At 62.1% G+C, this 20,193-nt stretch carries 14 protein-coding genes; 10 read left to right on the top strand and 4 right to left on the bottom strand.

Translation table 11 applies throughout. The features are described from left to right. The first annotated feature begins 7 nt into the window (after positions 1-7). A complete protein-coding gene (locus AC1D0N_RS09700) occupies positions 8-874 on the top strand; it encodes a hypothetical protein (RefSeq protein WP_477243238.1) in 867 nt (288 codons plus the stop codon). On the opposite strand, the gene AC1D0N_RS09695 is transcribed toward AC1D0N_RS09700, so the two are convergent. Genes AC1D0N_RS09695 through AC1D0N_RS09685 form a run of 3 tightly spaced genes read right to left on the bottom strand, consistent with a single transcriptional unit; the run spans position 867 to position 3,984 of the window. After that, a complete protein-coding gene (locus AC1D0N_RS09695) occupies positions 867-1,220 on the bottom strand; it encodes a hypothetical protein (protein ID WP_477243237.1) in 354 nt (117 codons plus the stop codon). The two genes, AC1D0N_RS09700 and AC1D0N_RS09695, sit on opposite strands and share 8 nt — an antisense overlap. Continuing rightward, complete coding sequence (locus tag AC1D0N_RS09690; RefSeq protein WP_477243236.1) at positions 1,220-1,645, bottom strand: DUF6484 domain-containing protein; 426 nt, start codon at positions 1,643-1,645, stop codon at positions 1,220-1,222. Before AC1D0N_RS09690 ends, AC1D0N_RS09695 begins: the two co-directional genes overlap by 1 nt. 8 nt (positions 1,646-1,653) lie before the next feature. Then, complete coding sequence (locus tag AC1D0N_RS09685) at positions 1,654-3,984, bottom strand: type VI secretion system Vgr family protein (protein WP_477243235.1); 2,331 nt, start codon at positions 3,982-3,984, stop codon at positions 1,654-1,656. Positions 3,985-4,227: 243 nt separating this feature from the next. Here AC1D0N_RS09685 and tagH point away from each other — a divergent pair, with 243 nt between their 5' ends. From tagH to AC1D0N_RS09645, 8 genes are all read left to right on the top strand, one after another. Next, the gene (gene tagH / locus AC1D0N_RS09680; RefSeq protein WP_477243234.1) at positions 4,228-5,268 is read left to right on the top strand and encodes a type VI secretion system-associated FHA domain protein TagH; all 1,041 of its coding nucleotides are present in this window, start codon (positions 4,228-4,230) and stop codon (positions 5,266-5,268) included. Between the two features lie 271 nt (positions 5,269-5,539). Beyond that, positions 5,540-7,090: a type VI secretion system protein TssL, long form gene (gene tssL / locus AC1D0N_RS09675; protein WP_477243233.1), complete on the top strand. Its 1,551-nt coding sequence runs from the start codon at positions 5,540-5,542 to the stop codon at positions 7,088-7,090. A 22-nt stretch (positions 7,091-7,112) separates the two neighbouring features. Beyond that, positions 7,113-10,634, top strand: a complete 3,522-nt coding sequence (tssM, locus tag AC1D0N_RS09670; RefSeq protein ID WP_477243232.1) for a type VI secretion system membrane subunit TssM — start codon at positions 7,113-7,115, stop codon at positions 10,632-10,634. 145 nt (positions 10,635-10,779) lie between these two features. Beyond that, positions 10,780-11,577 carry a PP2C family protein-serine/threonine phosphatase gene (locus AC1D0N_RS09665; protein WP_477243231.1) on the top strand — a complete coding sequence of 266 codons (798 nt, stop codon included), beginning with the start codon at positions 10,780-10,782 and terminating at the stop codon, positions 11,575-11,577. Continuing rightward, complete coding sequence (locus AC1D0N_RS09660; RefSeq protein WP_477243230.1) at positions 11,561-13,978, top strand: serine/threonine-protein kinase; 2,418 nt, start codon at positions 11,561-11,563, stop codon at positions 13,976-13,978. The genes AC1D0N_RS09665 and AC1D0N_RS09660 overlap by 17 nt, the downstream gene beginning before the upstream one ends. A 107-nt stretch (positions 13,979-14,085) precedes the next feature. Further along, the gene (locus tag AC1D0N_RS09655; protein WP_477244000.1) at positions 14,086-14,496 is read left to right on the top strand and encodes a DUF1036 domain-containing protein; all 411 of its coding nucleotides are present in this window, start codon (positions 14,086-14,088) and stop codon (positions 14,494-14,496) included. Then, the gene (locus tag AC1D0N_RS09650; protein WP_477243229.1) at positions 14,493-16,850 is read left to right on the top strand and encodes a M23 family metallopeptidase; all 2,358 of its coding nucleotides are present in this window, start codon (positions 14,493-14,495) and stop codon (positions 16,848-16,850) included. Before AC1D0N_RS09655 ends, AC1D0N_RS09650 begins: the two co-directional genes overlap by 4 nt. Before the next feature lie 189 nt (positions 16,851-17,039). After that, positions 17,040-18,650: a caspase family protein gene (locus tag AC1D0N_RS09645; RefSeq protein WP_477243228.1), complete on the top strand. Its 1,611-nt coding sequence runs from the start codon at positions 17,040-17,042 to the stop codon at positions 18,648-18,650. A 150-nt stretch (positions 18,651-18,800) separates the two neighbouring features. On the opposite strand, the gene AC1D0N_RS09640 is transcribed toward AC1D0N_RS09645, so the two are convergent. Continuing rightward, the gene (locus AC1D0N_RS09640) at positions 18,801-19,337 is read right to left on the bottom strand and encodes an OmpA family protein (protein WP_477243998.1); all 537 of its coding nucleotides are present in this window, start codon (positions 19,335-19,337) and stop codon (positions 18,801-18,803) included. A gap of 284 nt (positions 19,338-19,621) precedes the next feature. Between AC1D0N_RS09640 and AC1D0N_RS09635 the strand changes: the two genes are divergently transcribed. Next, entirely contained in the window at positions 19,622-20,182 is a 561-nt protein-coding gene (locus tag AC1D0N_RS09635) for a DUF6931 family protein (protein ID WP_477243227.1), read from the top strand. Positions 20,183-20,193 lie beyond the last annotated feature (11 nt).

Below are 20,193 nucleotides of genomic sequence, written 5' to 3'. Positions count from 1 at the left end.
TTTCACAATGGCCAAAGAGAAATATATTACGAGTTCTGGATTTTCGATAGAGGTCGCGGAAGCTTTCACTTACAATTCTACCGGGCTTTCATGCTTGGTCATACAATCCAATGAGGACAGAGACATACATCTTAGCGAGATAAAAACCTGCGATGATTTTACGCAAGGTGGGCCAGAATTGGTGTTCGAATTTCGTGGCTGGATATATTCCATGCTGCAAACAGATGACAAACATATATATGCGGCGAATACTGGAAAAACTCTCCGATATGGCCCTCATGGAAGCCCGGAAATTGTGCTCAATGTGGATGCGGATATTACAAAACTATGCGCGTCCGCACGCGGTGTTTGGATAGTCGGGCTACGTGGCTACGTCGCGCATTTCGACGGCACGACCCTGTCGGAATACCCTATTCCGGGTGGGGCGCACGTGTATCTCGTTTCGGAGGCGCCGGATGGCAGCGTGTTCGCGTGCGGCGATGGCGGCGGCCTTTACCAACTCAGCTCCGGTCAATGGAACAGAATTGAGCTGTCAACAGGCGCAGACATATTTCGGATAATCGCTCAAGCTGCCGATCGGGTCTGGATGGTTGGATCAAACGGTCTATGCGCCCGGTTCGAAGGCGCAGAATTGCGGGTTTTCTCGCCGCCCGACGACCGCAACTATCGAGCAATAGCGGAATACAAAGGACGGATGTTCGTCGGTGCGGGACATCTGGGATTGGATGTTATAGATGGAGAAAACGTCGTTGGCTTCAAGGAAAACGTGTATAGCTACTACCTGTATTCGAACAATGATTACCTTGTATCCACAGGGTTCAACCAAATCTGCCGATTTGACGGAAATCAATGGCTTGGTACGGAATTCAAGTAGTATTGTCTATTCCTATAACTGATCGGATGTAAGATCTAACCTTTGCAATATCCAGGTCTGAGATTTTGATGGCTTTAGAGGCTGTTAGCATCCTGACCACAAACAGCTCTCCCGCTTCAGGAAACTCACGGTAGCGCTCCTCCGCGATTCTCTTGCCCACGTCGCCTGCGACGTGCAGCCCGTCGAGATGCGCCTCCAAACGTTCAATCAGACGAATGAGGCGCTCGGCATCCATGTCCGGGTTTTCATCGGGATTGAGCAGGTGCCGGTCGTAGACAGTCCATAGAAAGGCGGCCATCTCCGCGTGCTGGCGCACGATATTTTCGAGAACCGGTGGTTTCGCCATCAGTTCAGATTCACCGACCCGCCCCGGATGCGGTTGGCGGTGCTGGCGTGGCTGACCAGATGCGTCCCCCGAATTGTCAGGTGGCCGTCCTTTTCCATGATGATGACCGACTTTCCGCATCTGAGTTCCAACCGTTCGCTGGCGCTGATTTTTATCGTCTCGCCATCGCGCACCACGTGATTGTCGGTTTGTTTCTTCGCCGAATCGACAATGCGTCCGACGATCAGCGGCTTGAGCGGGTCGCCATTTTCGAACAGCAGCGCCACCTCCGAACCGATCATATCTGACGACAGTTCGGTCAGGCTGCGCGCCGACAACGCAACTTCCTGAGGATTGCCCGGAAACACTACAAGCGGTGCATCCTCGCCAAAGCCCAGAAACAGCCCGATCACGACGCCGTTGATACGGCCCAGCACCTCAGACATTGCCCACCTCAGTTCTCATTGATCTTGGAGCCTTTCATAGTGATGTCACTAGACGCCTTGACGTTGATCTTGCCGGAACCTTTGATGGTGATGTTCTTTCCTTCAATCGTGATTGTGCCATCCTTCTTCATAGCGATCGCGGCCGACCCGGTCTTGATAATGATGGAATCACCAGCTTCGATGATCAAATCCTTGCTGACCTTGATCGCCCCGTCCTCGCCGATTTCCAAGAGGCTACTCTTGGCAACCTTGACCGAACGCGCACCACCTATTTCTGTCGCGTCATCCTTGGCAATCTTGGCAGAGCGCCCAGCCCCGATATCGGTCCCTTGATCCTTAGCAATCTTGAACGTCTGGCCGCCGCCGATCTGCACGCTCTGGTCGGAAGCGATCTGCCAGCTGTCCTTTGCGCCGATGCTGTGACTTTGACCGGCACCCACCGTCACCGAGCGCGAGGCACCGATGGTATTAGTCTGCACCGCGCCGACAGAGCGGGTTTCCGCCGCGCCCACCGAGTCGACCCGCGCAGCGCCCACGCTGATCGTTTGCACCGCGCCCACCGTCTGGGTATGCGCGATGCCGATCGTCTCGGTGGAGTTCGAACCGATTTTGATCGTCTCGTTGGACCCCACCGTCAGTGAGCGGTTCACGCCCACCGTCTCGGTGTCGTTGTTGCCGATGTTGGTGGTCTGGTCGACGCCGACCTTGACCGTCTTGTTGTTGCCGACGTCCTCGTCGAGGTTGTGGCCGACGGAGTGCTTGGCGTCGTGGTCGATGCGGTCCGACTGGTCGTGCTGCACCAGCTTGGTGCGGTCGTGCTTGATCAGAAGGTTGTGGTCCTTCTGTGCCTGGAAATTGACCAGTTCGGAGCCGGCCTTGTCCTCGAACATCAGCTCGTTGTAGCCGCCACCGCCTTTGGAGGAATCCGACTTCCAGCCGGATTGCGTGGCGCTGCCCGGCAAGCCGTAGGGCGGCATCTGCGAGGCGTTGTAGACCCTGCCGGTGATGATCGGCAGGTCCGGGTCGCCTTCGATGAAGTCGACGATCACTTCCTGTCCGATGCGCGGGATCTGGATGAAGCCCCAGCCGCTGCCGGCCCAGGTCTGCGAAACGCGCACGAAGCAGGAGCTGTTCTGGTCCTTCTTGCCCAGCCGGTCCCAATGGAACTGCACCTTCACCCTTGCATATTTGTCGGTGAATATTTCTTCGCCGGAAGGGCCGACCACGGTCGCCGTCTGCGGCCCGCGCATGATCGGGCGCGGCGTGATGCGTGGCGGACGATAGGGCAGAGCGGTAGGCGCCACGCCGAGGATCACCTTGAAATTCTCGCCATCGGTGTCGACGCCGGCCCGATATCCCGGGTCGAACAGCCTGTATTCGGCGCTGACCACCAAATATTCCTGGTTCTGGTCGTCGCGCGGAAAGCCTTCGAGTTTGAAGGTGCAGCCGGAGAACAGGCCGCGCACGGTTCCAACGGCGGCGATGCGCTTGTGCACCGCCTGAAGTTCCTCGCGCCGGATGCCCGCCAAAGTGTCGCCGCGGCCGACCTCCAGATGGGCGCCGGGCTGGCGGTAGTTTTCACCGGCGGCCAGCTTGTGGCTGAACGCCTGGGAGGATTTGGCCATCAGGTCGGCGGCCGGCTTCTTGAAATCATAGTCGGTGTGGACATAGGCACCCGGCCGCACCGAGCTGCCCGGAATCCATTCGGTGATGTATTCGACATCGCGGCGCGAGCCCTGCCCTTCGAAGTGATAGGGCACTTTTTCATAGCCCGGCGCCGGCTTCAGCTTGCTCATCGCATCGGCCAGGACCAGCGTGTGCTCGCCGTCGCCGTGCTCGAAGAAATACAGGATACCCTCGTGCTCGAGCAGCCGCTGCACGAAATCGAGGTCGGTCTCGTCATACTGCACGCAATATTCGCGGGAGGGATACGACCCCTGCAGCCGCTTTTCGAACTTGGCGACGCTGTATTTGGAGAAGATTGCCTCGACGATCTCGACGACGCTCTTGTCCTGAAAAATGCGGCAATCGGTGGTGTTGCCGAGGAACCAAAGCCACGGCCGGACGACCGCCTCGTAATGGGCCAGGCGATCCTCGATGCGGGTAAGGCGAAAATCCGAGATGAGGCCGCTGAACCAGCGTTTCGGATCGGATTCACCTTCGATCGAAACCGCGCCGCCCAGCATCTTCAGCGGATCGATGTCCGAGCTGGTGCTGACAAATCCCACCGTGTAGGCAAAGCAGCGGCTGATCTCATCGCGACCGATGAGATTGGTGAAGGTCAACAGCTCGGCGCCAACCGGTGTCTGCACAACCGCGGCGCGTTGTTCACTCGGCATGGGTCGTGCCCCTCCTGGACGCGGCCGCTAGTGTGGCGGATTTGAAGCTCCTGTTGTGTTAACGGCATCACGGTCAGGAACTTTTCGCATCCGCGATGTTGAGCCTACCACATGTTCTCCTTGCGGCCAAAGCGGACGCGCGGTGACGGAACCCTTTGATCGGTTTGAAAGGCGGCTGTCCCCCTGCGCGCGCAAGCTGCTAGAATGGCGCAGTACCGATCAGCGATTGCCAGGCGATTCCGGATGTTCATCAGTCTGCAGATCAACAATGTCGATGTCCTGCCCGCCGGCCTGCCGCTCGGCTACAGATCGCGTGATCGCAGCTTCGAGATCGGGCGCGAGAATTGCGACTGGAGCCTGCCCGACCCGGACAAGTTCATCTCCGGCCGGCATTGCGAAGTTCGCTACGAAGGCAACGCATTCTGGCTGCACGACGTGTCGCGCAATGGCACCTTCGTCAATGGATCGAACCAGCGCCTCGCCGGCCCGCACCGGCTCGTTCAAGGCGATCGGCTGCGGATCGGCCGCTACATCGTTTCGGTGTCGATCGATGCCGAGAATGCGGCGTTCGACGTGGGCAATCCTGGAACCGGCCACGGCTCGACGCAGCGGCACACCGGGGTCGGACAAGCTCCGGAGCGCGCCATGCCGCCGCCATCGCGGGTCACGCCTTCCCTGCCGGCCGCCGGCCAAGCTGTCGAAGCGGACGAAATCCTGCGCAGGATCGCCATTGGGGCCGGCATTCCGGCGGAAGTGCTGCTGCATCGCCCGTCGCATGAAGTGGCCGGCGAAATCGGCTCGATCCTGCGTATCGTCGTCGACGAGCTGGTTTTGCTGCTGAAGGCACGAGCCGCGGCAAAAGTCCTGGTCAAAAGCAGCGACCGAACGATGATCAATGCCGCCGACAACAATCCGTTGAAGTTTGTCCCGGGGACGGACGAAATCCTCGACATCATGTTCGCACGCCGCAGGGCCGGCTATCTCGATGCCAGGCACAGCATCGAGGACGCCTTCCACGACCTCAAGACCCATGAATTCGCCACCTTCGCCGCCATGCAAGCGGCGCTGTCGCGGCTGCTCGACGACCTATCGCCCGAAGCGATTGCCAAAAAGCTTCCGCCGTCGTCCTTTGCCTCGAAAAAGCCGCGCGCCTGGGATGCCTTTGTCGCGACATGGCGGGCAAAGGAGGAAGCCCACGAAAACGGCATGCTGGACATATTCCTGGCCTATTTCAGCGAGGCCTATGCCAAGGCCGCCAAACAGAAACAGACCGGGAAGAGCTAAGGTCGGTTTGAGGGCGCGGGCCGGATACGGCTGCAGCGCGAGGCGTTCTTCGGGCGCGCAACCGACGCTGCTTTGTCAGCCGGCGCAGAAAAATTTCCTCGCCACACGCATCCGGTTTCAATCGGCAACTTCTGAGATTACGATCACATACGACAGTTCGCCAAGCGGGTACGGTTGATTGACCTGGGGGTCTGCGGCAAATGTCTTGGTACGGCGAGACAGCGTTTTGTAGTCAGCGTTTCTGCGCGTGCGCGTCGACGGAAGCTCGACGATGAGCTCAAAGGACGATCCTTTCGGCCCGGCGGGCAAAACCATCATTCGCGCCAATCCCGGCCGCAAGCAAAAAACGACCCTCGCCCGCGACAGGCCGACGCCCGACAGCACGATACTGGCCTCGGCAAAGACCCGGGATTCAACTGTTTTCGATCCCACTGCCGGCCAACAAGCACCACCGGACGGGGCAACCGGAACGGTGATCTATCAAGGCGTGCCGTTTGTGGAAGACGCCGCCATGCCGGCCGGCTCTCCCGGTCCCGCTGGACAGCCACCTCAAAGTGCCGCCGAGACGGTACGAAACGCCCCTCAGGGTGCCCTCCTCACTGCCGGCGACGGCGTCGACTATGGCGCTGCAAACCCGATCATTGTTGCCGCTGCGCCGCTGCTGATGCTGCTGGGTCATCTCCGATTGGTCGCTGTCGAGAGACAGGCCGAGCCGCTGGCGGATCGCGCTGCCGAACTGATCGAGGAATTCGACAGCAAGATCGCGAAATCCGATACCTCCGAAGAGGATGCGCGCATCGCGAAGTTTGTGCTTTGCGAGACCGCTGACGACATCATCGCAAACCTGCCCGGTTCCAACCACGACTTTTGGGCGCAGCACGGCATGCTGTCGCAATTCTTTCAGCTCAAACCGACCGGCGCGGGTTTTTTCCAGGCGCTGAACACGGTGCTAGCTGCGCCAGAGACCCACTGCGACCTGATCGAACTGATGCATGTCTGCCTGTCGCTGGGGTTCGAAGGCCAGTATCGCGGCTCGGCGCGCGAAGACGGCGGTCTCGAACGCGTCCGTCGCGACGTCCACGAGACACTCGCCTATTTCAGGACGGGCGGTGACGACGAGATCTCGCCGCATTGGCAAGGCCTGTCGATGACAGCAGCGCAAGCCTCGAGGCGGGTGCCGCTCTGGGCGATCGCGGCCGCGACGACGGCCGTTTTGACGGCGGCGTTTTTCGCACTGCGGGTTTTCATCACCAACGAAGGCGATGCGCTTGCCGGCGAATTGCTGGCGCTCAATCCGGCGACACCGATCACCATCGAACGCGCCAGCTTCGTCCCGCTCACCGAGGAGGTAAAGGTCGTCGCTGCACCGACGATTGCCCAGGTCGATCGCATCCGCGCCGCGCTGGCCAAGGAGATCGAGACCGGCGGCGTCAGTGTCGGCACCAAGGGCGATTTCATCGTCGTGGAAATCAGCAATGTCCTGCTGTTCCAGTCCGGAAAAGCCGACGTCAAGCCCGAGTTCGAACCGGTTGCGGCGCGCATCGCGGCGGCTCTCGATACCGAGCGGGGACCGATCAAGATCATTGGCCACACGGACAATGTCAAACCGCGCAAGTCGAGCGAGTTCAAATCGAATTTCGACCTTTCCGTCGCCCGCGCCAAGTCGGTCGAAAAGATGATGGCACCGCATTTCAGCGATCCATCGCGAACAAGCGTGGACGGCAAGGGCGAGGACGAACCGATTGCCGACAACGCAACCCCGGAGGGGCGGACCAAGAACCGCCGTGTCGATGTGATGATCCCGCGGGAGGAAACGCTGTGACCGGGATCGGCTGGAAGCGCCCATGATCTGGCTTTTGCGGATCTTCAGCACGCTTGCGCTGGCCGGCTTTGCCGCCGCAGTCTGGTACGCGGGGCCGTTGATCCGCTTCGCCGGCTCGCGACCACTGGAGCCGGTCTGGCTGCGCGCGACGATCATCGGCGTCGTCGTCGTATCCGTGGTGGTCTGGTACGGGCTCCGCTTCTGGCAAAGGCGCAAGGCGCAGAAAGCGCTGGAGGCTGCCATAGCCAGCGCCAGCGACGACGGCAGCGACGCAAAGGTGCTCGAGGCTGGCATGAGCGAAGCCGTCGCGACGCTCAAGCGGTCGAGCGGCAAGCGCAACTTTCTCTACGACATTCCCTGGTACATCATCATCGGCCCGCCGGGCGCCGGCAAAACCACGGCGCTGGTCAATTCCGGGCTGAAGTTTCCCCTCGCCGGATCGGGCCAGGCGCAGCCGGTGGCGGGCGTCGGCGGCACGCGCAATTGCGACTGGTGGTTCACCGACGAAGCCGTGCTGATCGACACGGCCGGGCGCTATACGACGCAGGATTCCAATGCGCAGACCGACAAGAAGAGCTGGCTGGCATTTCTGGCGCTGCTCAAGAAGCATCGGGCCAGGCAGCCGATCAACGGCGTCATCCTGGCCATCAGCCTCGCCGACCTGATGGCCCCCGACGATCGGGCGCCTGATGCCCATGTCATCGAAATCCGCAGCCGTCTGCATGAAATCCACGAGGTCCTGAAGATCCAGTTTCCCGTCTATGTGCTGTTCACGAAGGCCGATTTGGTCTCCGGCTTCATGGAGACTTTCGGCGGTTTCGATGACGCGCGCCGACGGAAGGTGTGGGGCGCGACATTCCAGACCGCCGATCGCGGCCTGAACATGATCGGCGAGGCCCCGGTAGAATTCGACGCGCTGGTAAAGCGCCTGACCGAGGGCATGACCGACCGCCTGCAAGAAGAGCCCGACCCGATCGCGCGCCTTGCCATCTTCGGCTTTGCGGCCCAGCTCGGCGCGCTCAAGGGCCGCGTCATCCATTTCCTCAACAGCGTCTTCGAGCCGACCCGCAAACAGCTGAATGCCACGCCGCGCGGCCTGTATTTTTCGTCCGGCACCCAGGAGGGCACACCGATCGACCAGCTGCTGGGCAGCATCGGCCGCAGTTTCGGCAGCAGCGCCCAGCCGCATCTTTCCGGCACCGGCAAGAGCTTCTTTCTGCATGATTTGCTGAGCCGCGTCATTTTCGCCGAGTCGGGATGGGTCTCCTATGACAGGGCGGCCGACAGGCGGGCCGCGATCGCCCGTTTTGGCGGCATGGCTGTTATCGCAGCAGTCGCGGCTGCCGGACTTGGCGCGCTGGGCCTGAGCTTCGCCACCAACCGATCGCTGATCGCCGCCACCAACCAGGCCGTCAGCCAATACCGCGACACCGCCGCTCCGCTGCTCAAAAGCACGACCGTGTCCGATGCGGACCTCGAAACCGTGATCGGCGCGCTGGATGCGCTGCGCAGCTTGCCGGCCGGCTACGAAAGCAGGGAACAGCCAACGCCGGCCAAGGCGACGCTCGGTCTCAGCCAGCGCGAAAGACTGCTTTCGGCGTCGGAAACGGCCTACCGGCAGGCCCTGGAGCGCATGTTCCGCTCCCGCCTGCTGTTTCAGCTCGAACGAACGATCGACGCCAAGATGGCTGATCCGATGGCACTCTACGAGCCATTGAAAATCTACCTCATGCTTGGCGGCAAGGCGCCGAAAGTGGACGACGAACTGGTCGTCACCTGGTTGAAGCGGGACTGGGAGCAGAACCGATACCCGGGAGCGAGCAACCGCGATGGGCGCGTGCAATTGGAGAAGCATCTGCGCGCCATGCTTGTCCTTGACGACGCCTATGATCCACTGTTCGAACTGAACCGCTCGCTCGTCGAATCCGCCCAGCGCTCGCTCGGACGCATGACGCTTGCCGATCGCGCAACCGCGCTCATCCAGTCGGCGACCTATGCTGCGGCGCTGGACGATTTTTCGGTGTCCCAGCGCGCCGGCCCGGAAGCGTCGCTGCTGTTCGAGCGCAACGATGGCAATGATCTGTCGAGCCTTCGTGTCCCCGGGCTCTACACCTATGCCGGCTTCGATTTCTACCTCGCCCAGCTCGCCAGGATTGCGCAGGCGCTTGTCGACGACCAATGGGTGGTCGGCAGCGGTGGCGAGCAAGGCGGCTTCGACCAGGAATTGCTCAAACTCGGCCCCGAGCTGCTCGATCGCTACGGCAAGGGTTTTGCTTCGCAGTGGAACGAGGTTCTCGACAGATTGAAGTTCAAGGCGATGGTGGCCGACAAGCCGCAATATCTCGCGCTGTCCGCAGCCGGGTCGCCAACCTCGCCGATCATGCAGCTGTTCGAGGCGATTGCCCGCGAAACGGCTTTGACACGCGAGCGCGACCCCGGCAGCACCGAGAGCGGCGCAAAGGAGACCGCGGAGCGCGCCAAGGGCCTCGCCCGCATCGGCATCGAGCTGGCGGCGCGCAAGTCACAGGCGCGCGCCGGCGCGGCATTCGTCAACGCACCGGGCCAGGATCCAGGGGCGAACATCGAAGCGCAGTTCCGGTCGTTCCAGGCCCTGGTCGCCAGTGCTCCCGGCCAACGCCCGATCGACGCCCTGACCCAGAATTTCCGCGAAATCTATCAAAGCGTACGACTGGCAGCCGATGTTCCGGCCCAGACGGACCAGGTCAACGCCAATCTGCAGCTGCAGATATCGACCCTTCGCGCCAACGCGTCGCGCCTACCGAAGGCGCTTGCTCGAATGGTCAGCGCCGCGGCGGACGATTTTGAGGGCACCGCTGCCGAAACCTCGGTCGCGCATCTCAATGAAATGCTCGACGAAGCGGTCGCCCGCCCGTGCGAGGAGGCTATCGGCGGCCGCTTTCCGTTCGCCCCGGCCGCCACCGATGACGTGCCGATGGCGGATTTCGCCAGACTGTTCGCTCCGGGTGGCGTGCTGGACAGATTTTTCGCCCAGAATCTCGCCTCCCTGGTCGACATGAGCGCTCAGGATTGGGAGTGGAAACAGGATACGAAGTTCGGCCGCAACCTGGCGAAATCGACGCTGAAGGACTTCCAGCTCGCGGCGCAGATTCGCAGCGCTTTCTTTCCGCTGGGCGGCCCGGTTCCATCGGTCAACTTCACCTTCACGCCGCTGTCGTTGCATGGCGACGCCGACACCGCGCAGCTCAATATCGATGGTCAGATCCTGCAGGCCACCCAGGCCGGCAACACGCCGGGCCTGGTGACCTGGCCGGGCATTTCCGGATCTGCCAGCCTGAGTCTCACGCCGGAACTTCCCGGCCGCGAGTCGGCACTCAAATTCGACGGGCCCTGGGCGTTGAAACGGCTGCTGGACAAGGGATCGAACACGGCCAATGGCGACAGTCTCGAAGCCCGTTTCGTCATTGGCGGACGCGATGTGGCTTACACGATCCAGACGGGGGCAGGCAGCAATCCCCTTATGCTGCCCGCACTGTCCGGTTTCAGCTGTCCGAAGGCTTTCTAGTGGAGATCGCATGGAAAACAGGCCGATCGACTTCTCGCAGCGGCATCCCGCCTGGCACTGCTGCCGGCTTAGATTTCGATATTCTAATGGGTGAGCGTGTGGCAGACTGCCCATGCGCGCCCAACAACGCGTTGCGGAGGAGCGCTTGGAAAGCGCTGACAGGCAAGTGAACGATGCCGCCTTTGAAAGCTACGGCGTGAGCCACAAGGGCTGCGTGCGTCACCACAATGAAGACAGTTATCTGGTCGAGCCGCAAATCGGTCTCTGGGTCGTGGCCGACGGCATGGGCGGCCATGAGGCTGGAGAAGTGGCTTCGGCAAGCATCGTCGAGCATCTGGCAACGATCGGCATCGCCAGTTCGGCACCGGACCTTCGGGCGCGCTTTGAAGATCGGCTTAGCCGGGCTCATGACGAGATCCGCCAGATTGCCCGATCGCGCGGCGTGACCATAGGCTCCACCGTCGCCGCTTTGCTGGCCATGGACGGCAGGTTTGCCTGCCTGTGGTCGGGCGACAGCCGCGTCTATCTGATCCGCAATCGCGAGATCTCGCAGATTTCGCGGGACCACACCGAGGTTCAGGAGCTTCTCGACAGCGGCATGATCAGCGCGGCCGAGGCTGAGAACTGGCCGCGACGCAACGTCATCACGCGGGCGATCGGCGTCAGCGACGAAATCGCCATCGACTTCCAGCAAGGAGAGACTCTGGCGGGAGACGTTTTTGTCCTGGCTACCGACGGCCTGACCGCCCATGTCAACGATGCCGAGATCGCGGCAGCGGTGGTCGCGGCAGCGCCGCAGGCGGCATGCGAAAGCCTTTTGGCAATGGTCCTCGAGCGCGGCGGGACCGACAACGTCACCATCGTGCTGGTCAAGATCAGAGACAGAGGGAATGGTTCGGACCTGTCCAGGGCGGGAGGCGCAGCCAATGAGTGCCGACGATAAGACGCGGCTATTGCCCAATATGGCAGACACGACCGTCGGCACCCAGCTCAGCGGCATCTACGAACTCGACGAACGCATCGCTTCGGGCGGGATGGGCGAAGTCTATCGCGGCCACAACATCCAGACCGGCGATCACGTTGCGATCAAGATCGTGCTGCCGGAATTCGCCCGCGACCAGACGATCCTATCCCTGTTTCGCAAGGAAGCGTCGATCCTCAACCATTTGTCGCACGACGCGGTCGTGCGCTATCACGTCTTCACCATCGATACCGGGATCGGACGGCCCTATCTGGCGATGGAATTCGTCGACGGCGAGTCCCTTTACGATGTCATGCGTCGCGGCGCGATGGCGACGGAAGACGTCCGCAAATTGTGCCACCGGCTCGCTTCCGGCCTGAGCGCCGTGCATGAGGCGGGAGCGATCCATCGCGACCTGTCGCCGGACAACATCATCCTGCCAGGCGGCCGGGTAGACCGCGCCAAGATCATCGATTTCGGCATCGCGCGTTCGGCGACCATCGGCGGCGAGACGCTGATCGGCGGAAAATTCGCTGGAAAATACAACTACGTCTCGCCGGAGCAGCTTGGGCTCTATGGCGGCGATGTCGGCGAACAGTCCGATATCTACAGCCTGGGGCTGGTGCTGGCCGCCGCGCTGCGGGGCAAGCCGATCGACATGGCCGGGTCCCAGTTCGAGATCGTCGAAAAGCGGCGAACCGTGCCGGACCTGTCCGATATTGATGCTGATTTTCGGCCGATCATCGAAGCGATGCTGCAATCGGCGCCGCAGGACCGACCGGCAAGCATGGCCGACATTGCGGCAATGACACGCGGCAACACGTCGGTGGAAACCGACCGCACGACCGCCGTGAGAGCACTTGAGGAGCGAACAGGCGGAATACAGACCGGGCGCCCGGTTTCCATCACCCCATCGACCACGCCGCCGCCTGCCGCCGTTCCGTTGTCGAGGGCCGCAATTCCTGAAGGCGACGAGCCGCGTTTCGTTCCGCACATTCGCCCGGCACATCTGTCGCAGCCGAAGGCGCCGCCGATTGCCCCAGCTCGGGCGATCCCGGCAAAGAAGCCTGCAACGACGGGGAAGCTGACGATTGCGGCGCTGGCAGCAATTGTCGTTGCCGTCGGCGTGGGTCTCTATGCGTCCGGTTTCGTGGATTTCGGGGGCGGCTCGTCCATCAACACTCCCGCCAAGACACCGCCGCTGCAACCCGACCTGTCAAAAAAGCCGGCCGCCGTGGATGAGCAGGCGAATGTCCCGGAACCGCCGGCGGCCAAGCCACCGACGCAGCCGCAAGCAGAGACTACCCCGGCGGCACCAGAACCCCAGGCCAAAGCGACGCCGTCTGCCGCAGCACCATCGCCGCCTGTCGCAGCCCCGCCGCCGACCGAGATCGTTCCGCAGCCAAAGCCGGACACATTGAACAGCACTGAGCAGAAGCCCGCTCAGCCGGTCGACAAGGCTGTCGAGCTGCAGCCACCGGCCGAGCCGGTCCCGGCACCGCCAGCAGCCCAGCCAGATGTCGTCAAGAGCGCAGAGCCCGAGCCGCCGGCCAGCCCACCAGCAGAGCCCCAGGCGGCCGCCCCCGAACCGATTGCGCCAGCACCAACTGCGCAAGTACCCGAACCAAGCCAGCCCAATGCAAACAATGCACAAAACCAGCCGGTTGACACGCCGGCGCAGAAACCGGCCGGCACGGCCGTCGTCTTGAATGTGCCCAAGCCGGAAACCCCGCCGGCGCCTCCCGTCGACGACAACGCGCAACGGGTCGCCTGGGTTCGCGACTTCAGCGGCGGCGACTGCTTTTATGCGACGGTCACGTCAGCCACCGAAACGGCCGTGGCGATCGAAGGCATCGGCACGACAGTCCCGCCTTTCCAGCAAATGCTGGGCGACTTCCAGGCAAGGTTCCATGTCGAGCCCGACGTCAGTGTCCGGCTCATCGAGCCAAGCCAGTGCGAAGTCACCAACTTCCTGCGTTTCCTGGGCGCCGGTGCGGCCGACAAGCCGCAGCTTGTGCTCGATCAGACGTCGGTGCCGAACGGCTCGCCGATCAGCGGCACGCTGGTGACGCATGGCGGCCTGGTTTCCAGTGTGCTGCTGATCGACCACAAGGGCATGGCATTCAACCTCGACGACCGTGTCATCGCAGGACCCGACAAAGCTACCTTCAGCATCCCGATCGGTCTCGGCGCCGCCGACAAGGCCACCGGCAAGGCCGTACCGCAGCTCATCATGGTGATCACCGGCCCGGAGGAAATTCAGGCGGCATCGTTTTCGACGCCGATGCCGGCCTGGGAGCTGCTGCCAAAAATTCTCGAGGAGATCGGAACGAAAGGATCCGAATACTCCGCGACCGCCAAGTATTTCCGGCTCGGCGGGTAGCATGGACGCCGATGGAACCCCGCCGCCCGCGCTCGACATGCCCGCCCGCAGTCCCGCCCGAAAAGCAGCGTGACGCGGTTCGAGCCCTGCTTGCGCTGACGGCGCGTATGAAGCTTGCCGTGATTCTGGGCGCGGCATTGCTGGCGCTGCTGTCGGCCGGCCAGGCCCGCGCCGAATTCACCGTCTGCAACCAGACGCTCGACGTCGTCAACCTCGCCGTTGGCCAGAAGGTCGACAATGCCGACCAGACCGACGGCTGGTGGACCATCGGCGCCAATCAATGCGTCAACGTCATCCGCGAGGAACTGACGAACCGCTACATCTACATCTATGCGACGGACGTTTTTGGTCACGCGATCCTGAGCGGGGCGACCGACATGTGCATCGAGCGGCGGCGCTTCTCGATCCGCGGCATCGAAGAGTGCTGGCAGCGTGGCCATATCGCCGCGCGATTTGTCGAAGTCGATACGCTCGACCAGGCGCGGTGGACCTTCTTCCTGACTGGAAGCAGTCCGTGACGCACAGCATCGACACCAGCTTCAAGCAAAAAAGGCAGGCGCGTGCCGCCCTTCGCCGGCGCAGGCTTTGGCTCGGGCTGGCCGTCGGCATTGGCGTGATCGTGCTGTGTTCGATTGCCGCCGGTTTCTACTACACCGCCGACTATTGGTCGTTCGGCGATGAGGACGAGGAGCTGCATGCGGTCGAAGGATCGGACGATGTGCCGGCCGACGCTTCGGTCTATGTACCGGCCATCATCGACCTGGCGGGAGACCCGATGTGGATCACGCTGGCGCCAGAGGCCGGCGCGGCGACGAAGGGCAAAGTGATCCCCCGCCCGGCCGAACTCGATCAGGCCGGCGTTTCGCCGCAGATTGAAATTCTGTCCGACGTGATGCTGAGCGCCAGCGAAAAATTCATGACCACGATCCCATCGACGCAGGAGGATTTCGCCTTCTTCCAGGCGCAGCGAAAGACCGCCGCTGCACCGCCCGAACCACCCGAACCGCCATCCGGCGATCTGCAAAACGATCTTCAGCCCTCGCCCAGCACGGACGAGGCGCCAGCCGCTACCGCCCCCCAGGCGGCCACCGACGACCCCGAAGCCGGCTGGGGCGAAACAATCGATGCCGGCGAGGCTGCGCTCCCCGCATTCCAGAAGACGCAGGTTGAAAACAACACCAGCGTCGCAACCGTCACCAACGAGTATCAACGCTTCGAAGCGACTGAAGACACGTTCGTGAAGATCCTCAACGACCGCAGCCTGGATAGCGTCGCGCTGGACGCGCATTTTTCCGCCGACGACGCCAGGCTGGCGGGCGAAGCCCTGAAGGCGCTGTTCAATCGGGACAGCCTGGAACCGGGCTATGTCGTCGCCATGCGCGGTTTCAGGCCGACGCGCGAGACGACGACGATGTCGCTGATGCAGGTTTCTATCTACGCCAAGAACGTCTTTGTCGGCACGCTGACGCGCAATGCCGCGGGCGCGTTCGTCTCCGGTGTCGACCCATGGGTGCGTGAGGATCTGTTCAACTATTCGGGCGCCGAGGCCGAAGGCACGCACAAAAGGCAATACCGCCTGCTCGATGCAATTTACTCGACGGCGGCGCGCAACAACGTTCCGACCGGCGTGATCGGCGAAGCGATCATGTATCTGTCGAGAGGCGAGGATCTGGATGCCTTCGCCAGCGAGGACCAGCGTCTGGTGCTGATTTATTCGCAGACGCCGCGCGGCAAGGACGAGACATCAGGACGGGTGTTGTATGTCGGCGTTCAGGGCAGCGAAAAGAGCCTTGACTGTTTCGTCTTCCAGCAAAGCGACGGCCAGTTCGCCTGCGTCAGCGGCGACGACCAGGTTCGCTCGCTGACGGTCGCCAACGGCATGGTGACACCGGTCAACGGCGTCATGACCTCGACTTTCGGCCCGCGCAAGCATCCGATCCTCGGTGTGGTTCGCATCCACAAGGGCGTCGATTGGGCAGCACCGGTGGGGACACCGATCGCCGCCGCCTTCGATGGCGAAATCACTTTCCAGGGCGATGGCGGCGGCTACGGCAATGTGGTGAAGATCGCGCATGCCGGCGGACGCGAAACGCGCTACGCGCATATGTCGAAATTCGCCATCGCGAGCGGTGTCGGCACCAAGGTGAAGGCCGGCGACATCATTGGCTATATCGGCACCACCGGCCTTTCGACCGGGCCGCATCTGCATTTCGAACTCTATCAGAACGGCCAGGCCATCGATCCGCTGGGCACGGTAACGGTGACCGCGGTCGCGACCGACGATGTCGCCGTCGAAACGCTGACCGACCGTATCGTCCATGTCGAAAGCGGCGGCAGCGCGCGCGCCAAGAACCCGCTGTCTTCGGCAACCGGCGCCGGCCAGTTCATCTCGAAAACCTGGATCAGGATGATGAACACCTACCGTCCTGAACTGGCACGCACGCTGTCGACCGCCGACCTTTTGGCCCTGCGCTACGACGCCACCATCTCGCGCGAGATGGTGCGCAACCTGGCGCGCGAGGGCGAGGCCTATCTCAGGGCGCGCGGCCACCAGATCACGGCTGGCCGGCTCTATCTCTGTCATTTCCTCGGCATGGAAGGCGCCCACCAGGTGCTGGCGGCGCCTGGTTCGGCGCAATTGAGCGCCGTGCTCGGCTCGGCCGTCATCCAGGCCAACCCGTTCCTTACCGGCAAGACCGCCAGCTATGTCGTGGACTGGGCCGAACGGAAAATGGGGCAAAAGGTCAGTCGCGTGGCCACCGATGCAAGCCCGCAGACGACGACCACGGAGATCCGCCAGACGTCGCCGGAGTTCGAAAAATACAAGCAGGCTGTGACGGCTCTCATAGGCTCGATTCAGAATACGCTTTGAGCCGGTCCCTCGCGTTTCACCGGCAGACCATTTTATAGGAAACTTTTTTCGAGCCCTTTGTGAACCAAAACTGTGGTCGAGATCACATACGCCCAAGAGCCATTTTGGCAGAAGCGACTTGTGTCGCTGATGAAATTTAGCATGAGCAGACATCAATAGCGCGCCCCGGATGGGGTGGAGGACTGGTCGATGAAAGCGTACGCCGTCTTTCTGAGCGGATTCATCCTGTTTGTCATGGCCGCGCTTGGCGCCCAGGCTGCCACGCCCGACGCCAAGCGCGTCGCCCTGGTCATCGGCAACAGCAAATACGTCCATGCCGTTGCCTTGCCCAATCCCGCCAACGATGCCCACCTCATCGCATCGACGCTGCGCAATGCCGGCTTCCAGGTGATCGAGGGTGTCGACCAGGACAATGCTGGCATGCACAGCCTGATCAGCCAGTTTACCGAGCAATCCTACGACGCCGACCTCGCCGTGATTTTTTATGCCGGCCACGGCATGCAGGTCGACGGCAAGAATTTCCTGATCCCGGTCGACGCCGAACTGACATCGCCGGCCTATCTCAAGACCCGCACCATTCAGATCGACGATTTCATGGCGGCGTTGCCGCCTGAACCGGCGGTTGGCATCATCATCCTCGACGCCTGCCGCGACAATCCGCTGGCCAGGACGCTGGCCGCCTCGCTGCCGAAGTCGCGCTCGCTGGGCGCTGGCCTGGCCCCGGTCGAAGCGAAATCCGACGGGGTTGGCACCGGCGGCCTGCTGATTGCCTATGCAACGGATCCGGGCGCCATCGCATTCGACGGCAACGGCGTCGACAGCCCCTACTCCACGGCGCTGGCCAGGCACCTGACCGAACCTGGCGTTGAAATCCAGAGCGCGCTGACGCGGGTGCGCGGCGAAGTGACCGAGACCACGCAAGGACGGCAGCGGCCCTGGCACAACGCCTCGCTGGGACGCGAGGTCTTCCTTGGAAAACCCTCCGCGGAAGCGGCGCCTGCCGAAAAGCCTGTCGCCGACGCATCGAAAGACACCACGACGACAGTTGCGCCCGTGGCAACCAATGATCCTCCGTCCTGGGAAGTCGAACAGCGGCTCTGGGACGAGGCTTCCAAGCGCAATTCCGTTCCGTTCTACGAAGCCTATCTCGACCAGTTTCCGAACGGCCGCTTCGCCACGGTGGCGCGGCTCAACATCGATGCGTTGAAGGACCCGAAGGCCGAAAACCGGCAGGTCGCGGCAGTCGATACGGACGAGGCGAACGCCAGTTCCGGCTCTGCCGTGCGCACTTCGGTCGGTGTTTCGGACGAGGTGAAGCAAACGCCCGGCACCGAGTTGACGGAAGCTGCGATCGGTCTCGATCGCCAGGGCCGCATCGATCTGCAGTTGCGCATCGAAGCCTTGGGCAACGAACTGGGCCGTATCGACGGAAACATCGGCCCGCAGACCCGCCAGGCGATCGGCGTCTGGCAAGAGAAGAACGGTCTGCCGCAGACCACCTATCTGACGCGCGAGCAGCTGGCGTTCCTGGTGATCCAGACGGATCCGATGATGGATCAGGTCCGCGCCAGATACGCTGCCGATCAGGCCCGTGCGGCGGCACCGAAAAAGCAGGTGGTGCAGAAGGTCCGCACACAAAAGCCGGTGGCGCAGAAGCCTCGCAAGAAACAATTGGTTGTTCAGCGCAACCGCGAGACCGTGGTGCGAGAGGATGAGCCGCCGCAGAACAACAACGATTTCCTGACCAAGGCGCTGATCTTCGGCACCGGCGTGGCGGTGGGCGGCGTGCTCAAGAACTGACCGCCGAAATCCCAGGGCGGCCTCGAACTGAAGGTCGAGGCCAGCGAGATCCGGAACCGATTTGGACAAAGAGATAGAGCCCCATTTCGATGATCTCGAGATGGGCTCTATGTCACTGTTTGGGCACGATCTCTCCGAAGACCAGATTCACTATTGCGTCTTTATCCGCATTTCCACCCGGCGGTTGGCCGGATCGTAGGGGTTGGGGCTGCGCGGATTCTTTTCGCCCAGGCCGATCGCGTTGATGCGGCCGGCCTCGACGCCGCTGGCCGTCAGGAAGGCTGCCACCGATTTCGCGCGGCGTTGTGACAGGCCCTCATTGTAGGGCACCGTGCCGGTTGCGTCGGTGTAGCCCTCGACGACGAAGTCGAGGCTGCTCAGCCGGCTATCCTTCAGGGCCTTGGCGAACTCGCCGAGTTCAGCGCGCGCCGTCGTATCGAGCTCGGCTGAATCCAGCCCGAAATTGATCAGCATATCGAGGCTGGTTTTTTCGGGCGGCCCTTCCTTTGCCTTGGTCTTGCTTTTGCACTCGTCTTCGGTGCCGACGCAAATGCCACGCGCCTTGCCGAGATCGGCCGCACCGGCAAAAAACTTCACGATGTCTTCTGATTTCTGAAGCGGATCGGCGGAAGCGTGGCTCGACAAGAGCACGACCGCCAACGCAAAGACTGAACTGCCATACTTCATAACGGTTACTCCTCTTTGAGCATCCGGTTTCGTTAGAGCCGGATCCATCCCGATCGGATCGGGATGGGGCTCCAACTTTTCTGTTTGACCATGATCTTTTCCAAAAACCGGTTTCCACTTTTTGGGATCATGGTCCGGTGCTCCACCATACCAAATTCCAAAGCTGCTGTCTGTGAACAACCTCATGGATGCCGCAGTGGCCGATGCTACCCAGAGCAACGGACAGAGACTTGACCCGCGCCTCGCCGGAGGCTTGAGTGCTCGGTGAGGAAAAAATAACAGCGATGGCCAACGGGCTCCAGTTCAAAACCGCGCGCGATCTCTTCGCTGCGAACGCCGCTGCCGCCCGCGACATGACGGCCGTTCCCACCGACCAGCCTTCGCTCGAATTTTGCCGCCTGCTCCTGGCGGGACGGACACCTGAAGAGGCGATCACCTTCTGCGCCTACCTTTTGCCTGACCGGGCCGCGATCTGGTGGGGCCATGAATGCCTGGGCCACCTGACCGAACTGCTCGAAGAGCAGGACCGCGCGCTGTTGGCGCTTGTTCAGGACTGGGTCAGCGATCCGTACAATCCAGGCCGCCTCGCGGCAGTCGACGAAGCGGCGGCGGCACAGCAGAGGACGCCGGCCGTATGGATTGCGCTCGCGGTAAAATGTCATCTCAATGGTTCTGGAGTGGAGCGGACAAATGGGTCGAGCCCGCGGCCGCTTTCCGCCGCCCATGCCGTCAATGCCGGGATCTTGACCGGATTGGCGCGGGTGGCGATCGCGGACCGTTCGTCCGTGCTCACCGCCTTTGTCGAGATGGGTATCCAACTGGCTGAGATCGAGGCGCTGCGATAGGCAGAGCCCTA

The sequence above is a fragment of the Mesorhizobium sp. P2_E10 genome (genome assembly GCF_056404235.1).
The sequence above is the reverse complement of the archived record's forward strand: the minus strand, read 5'-3'. Positions and strand labels throughout refer to the sequence as shown.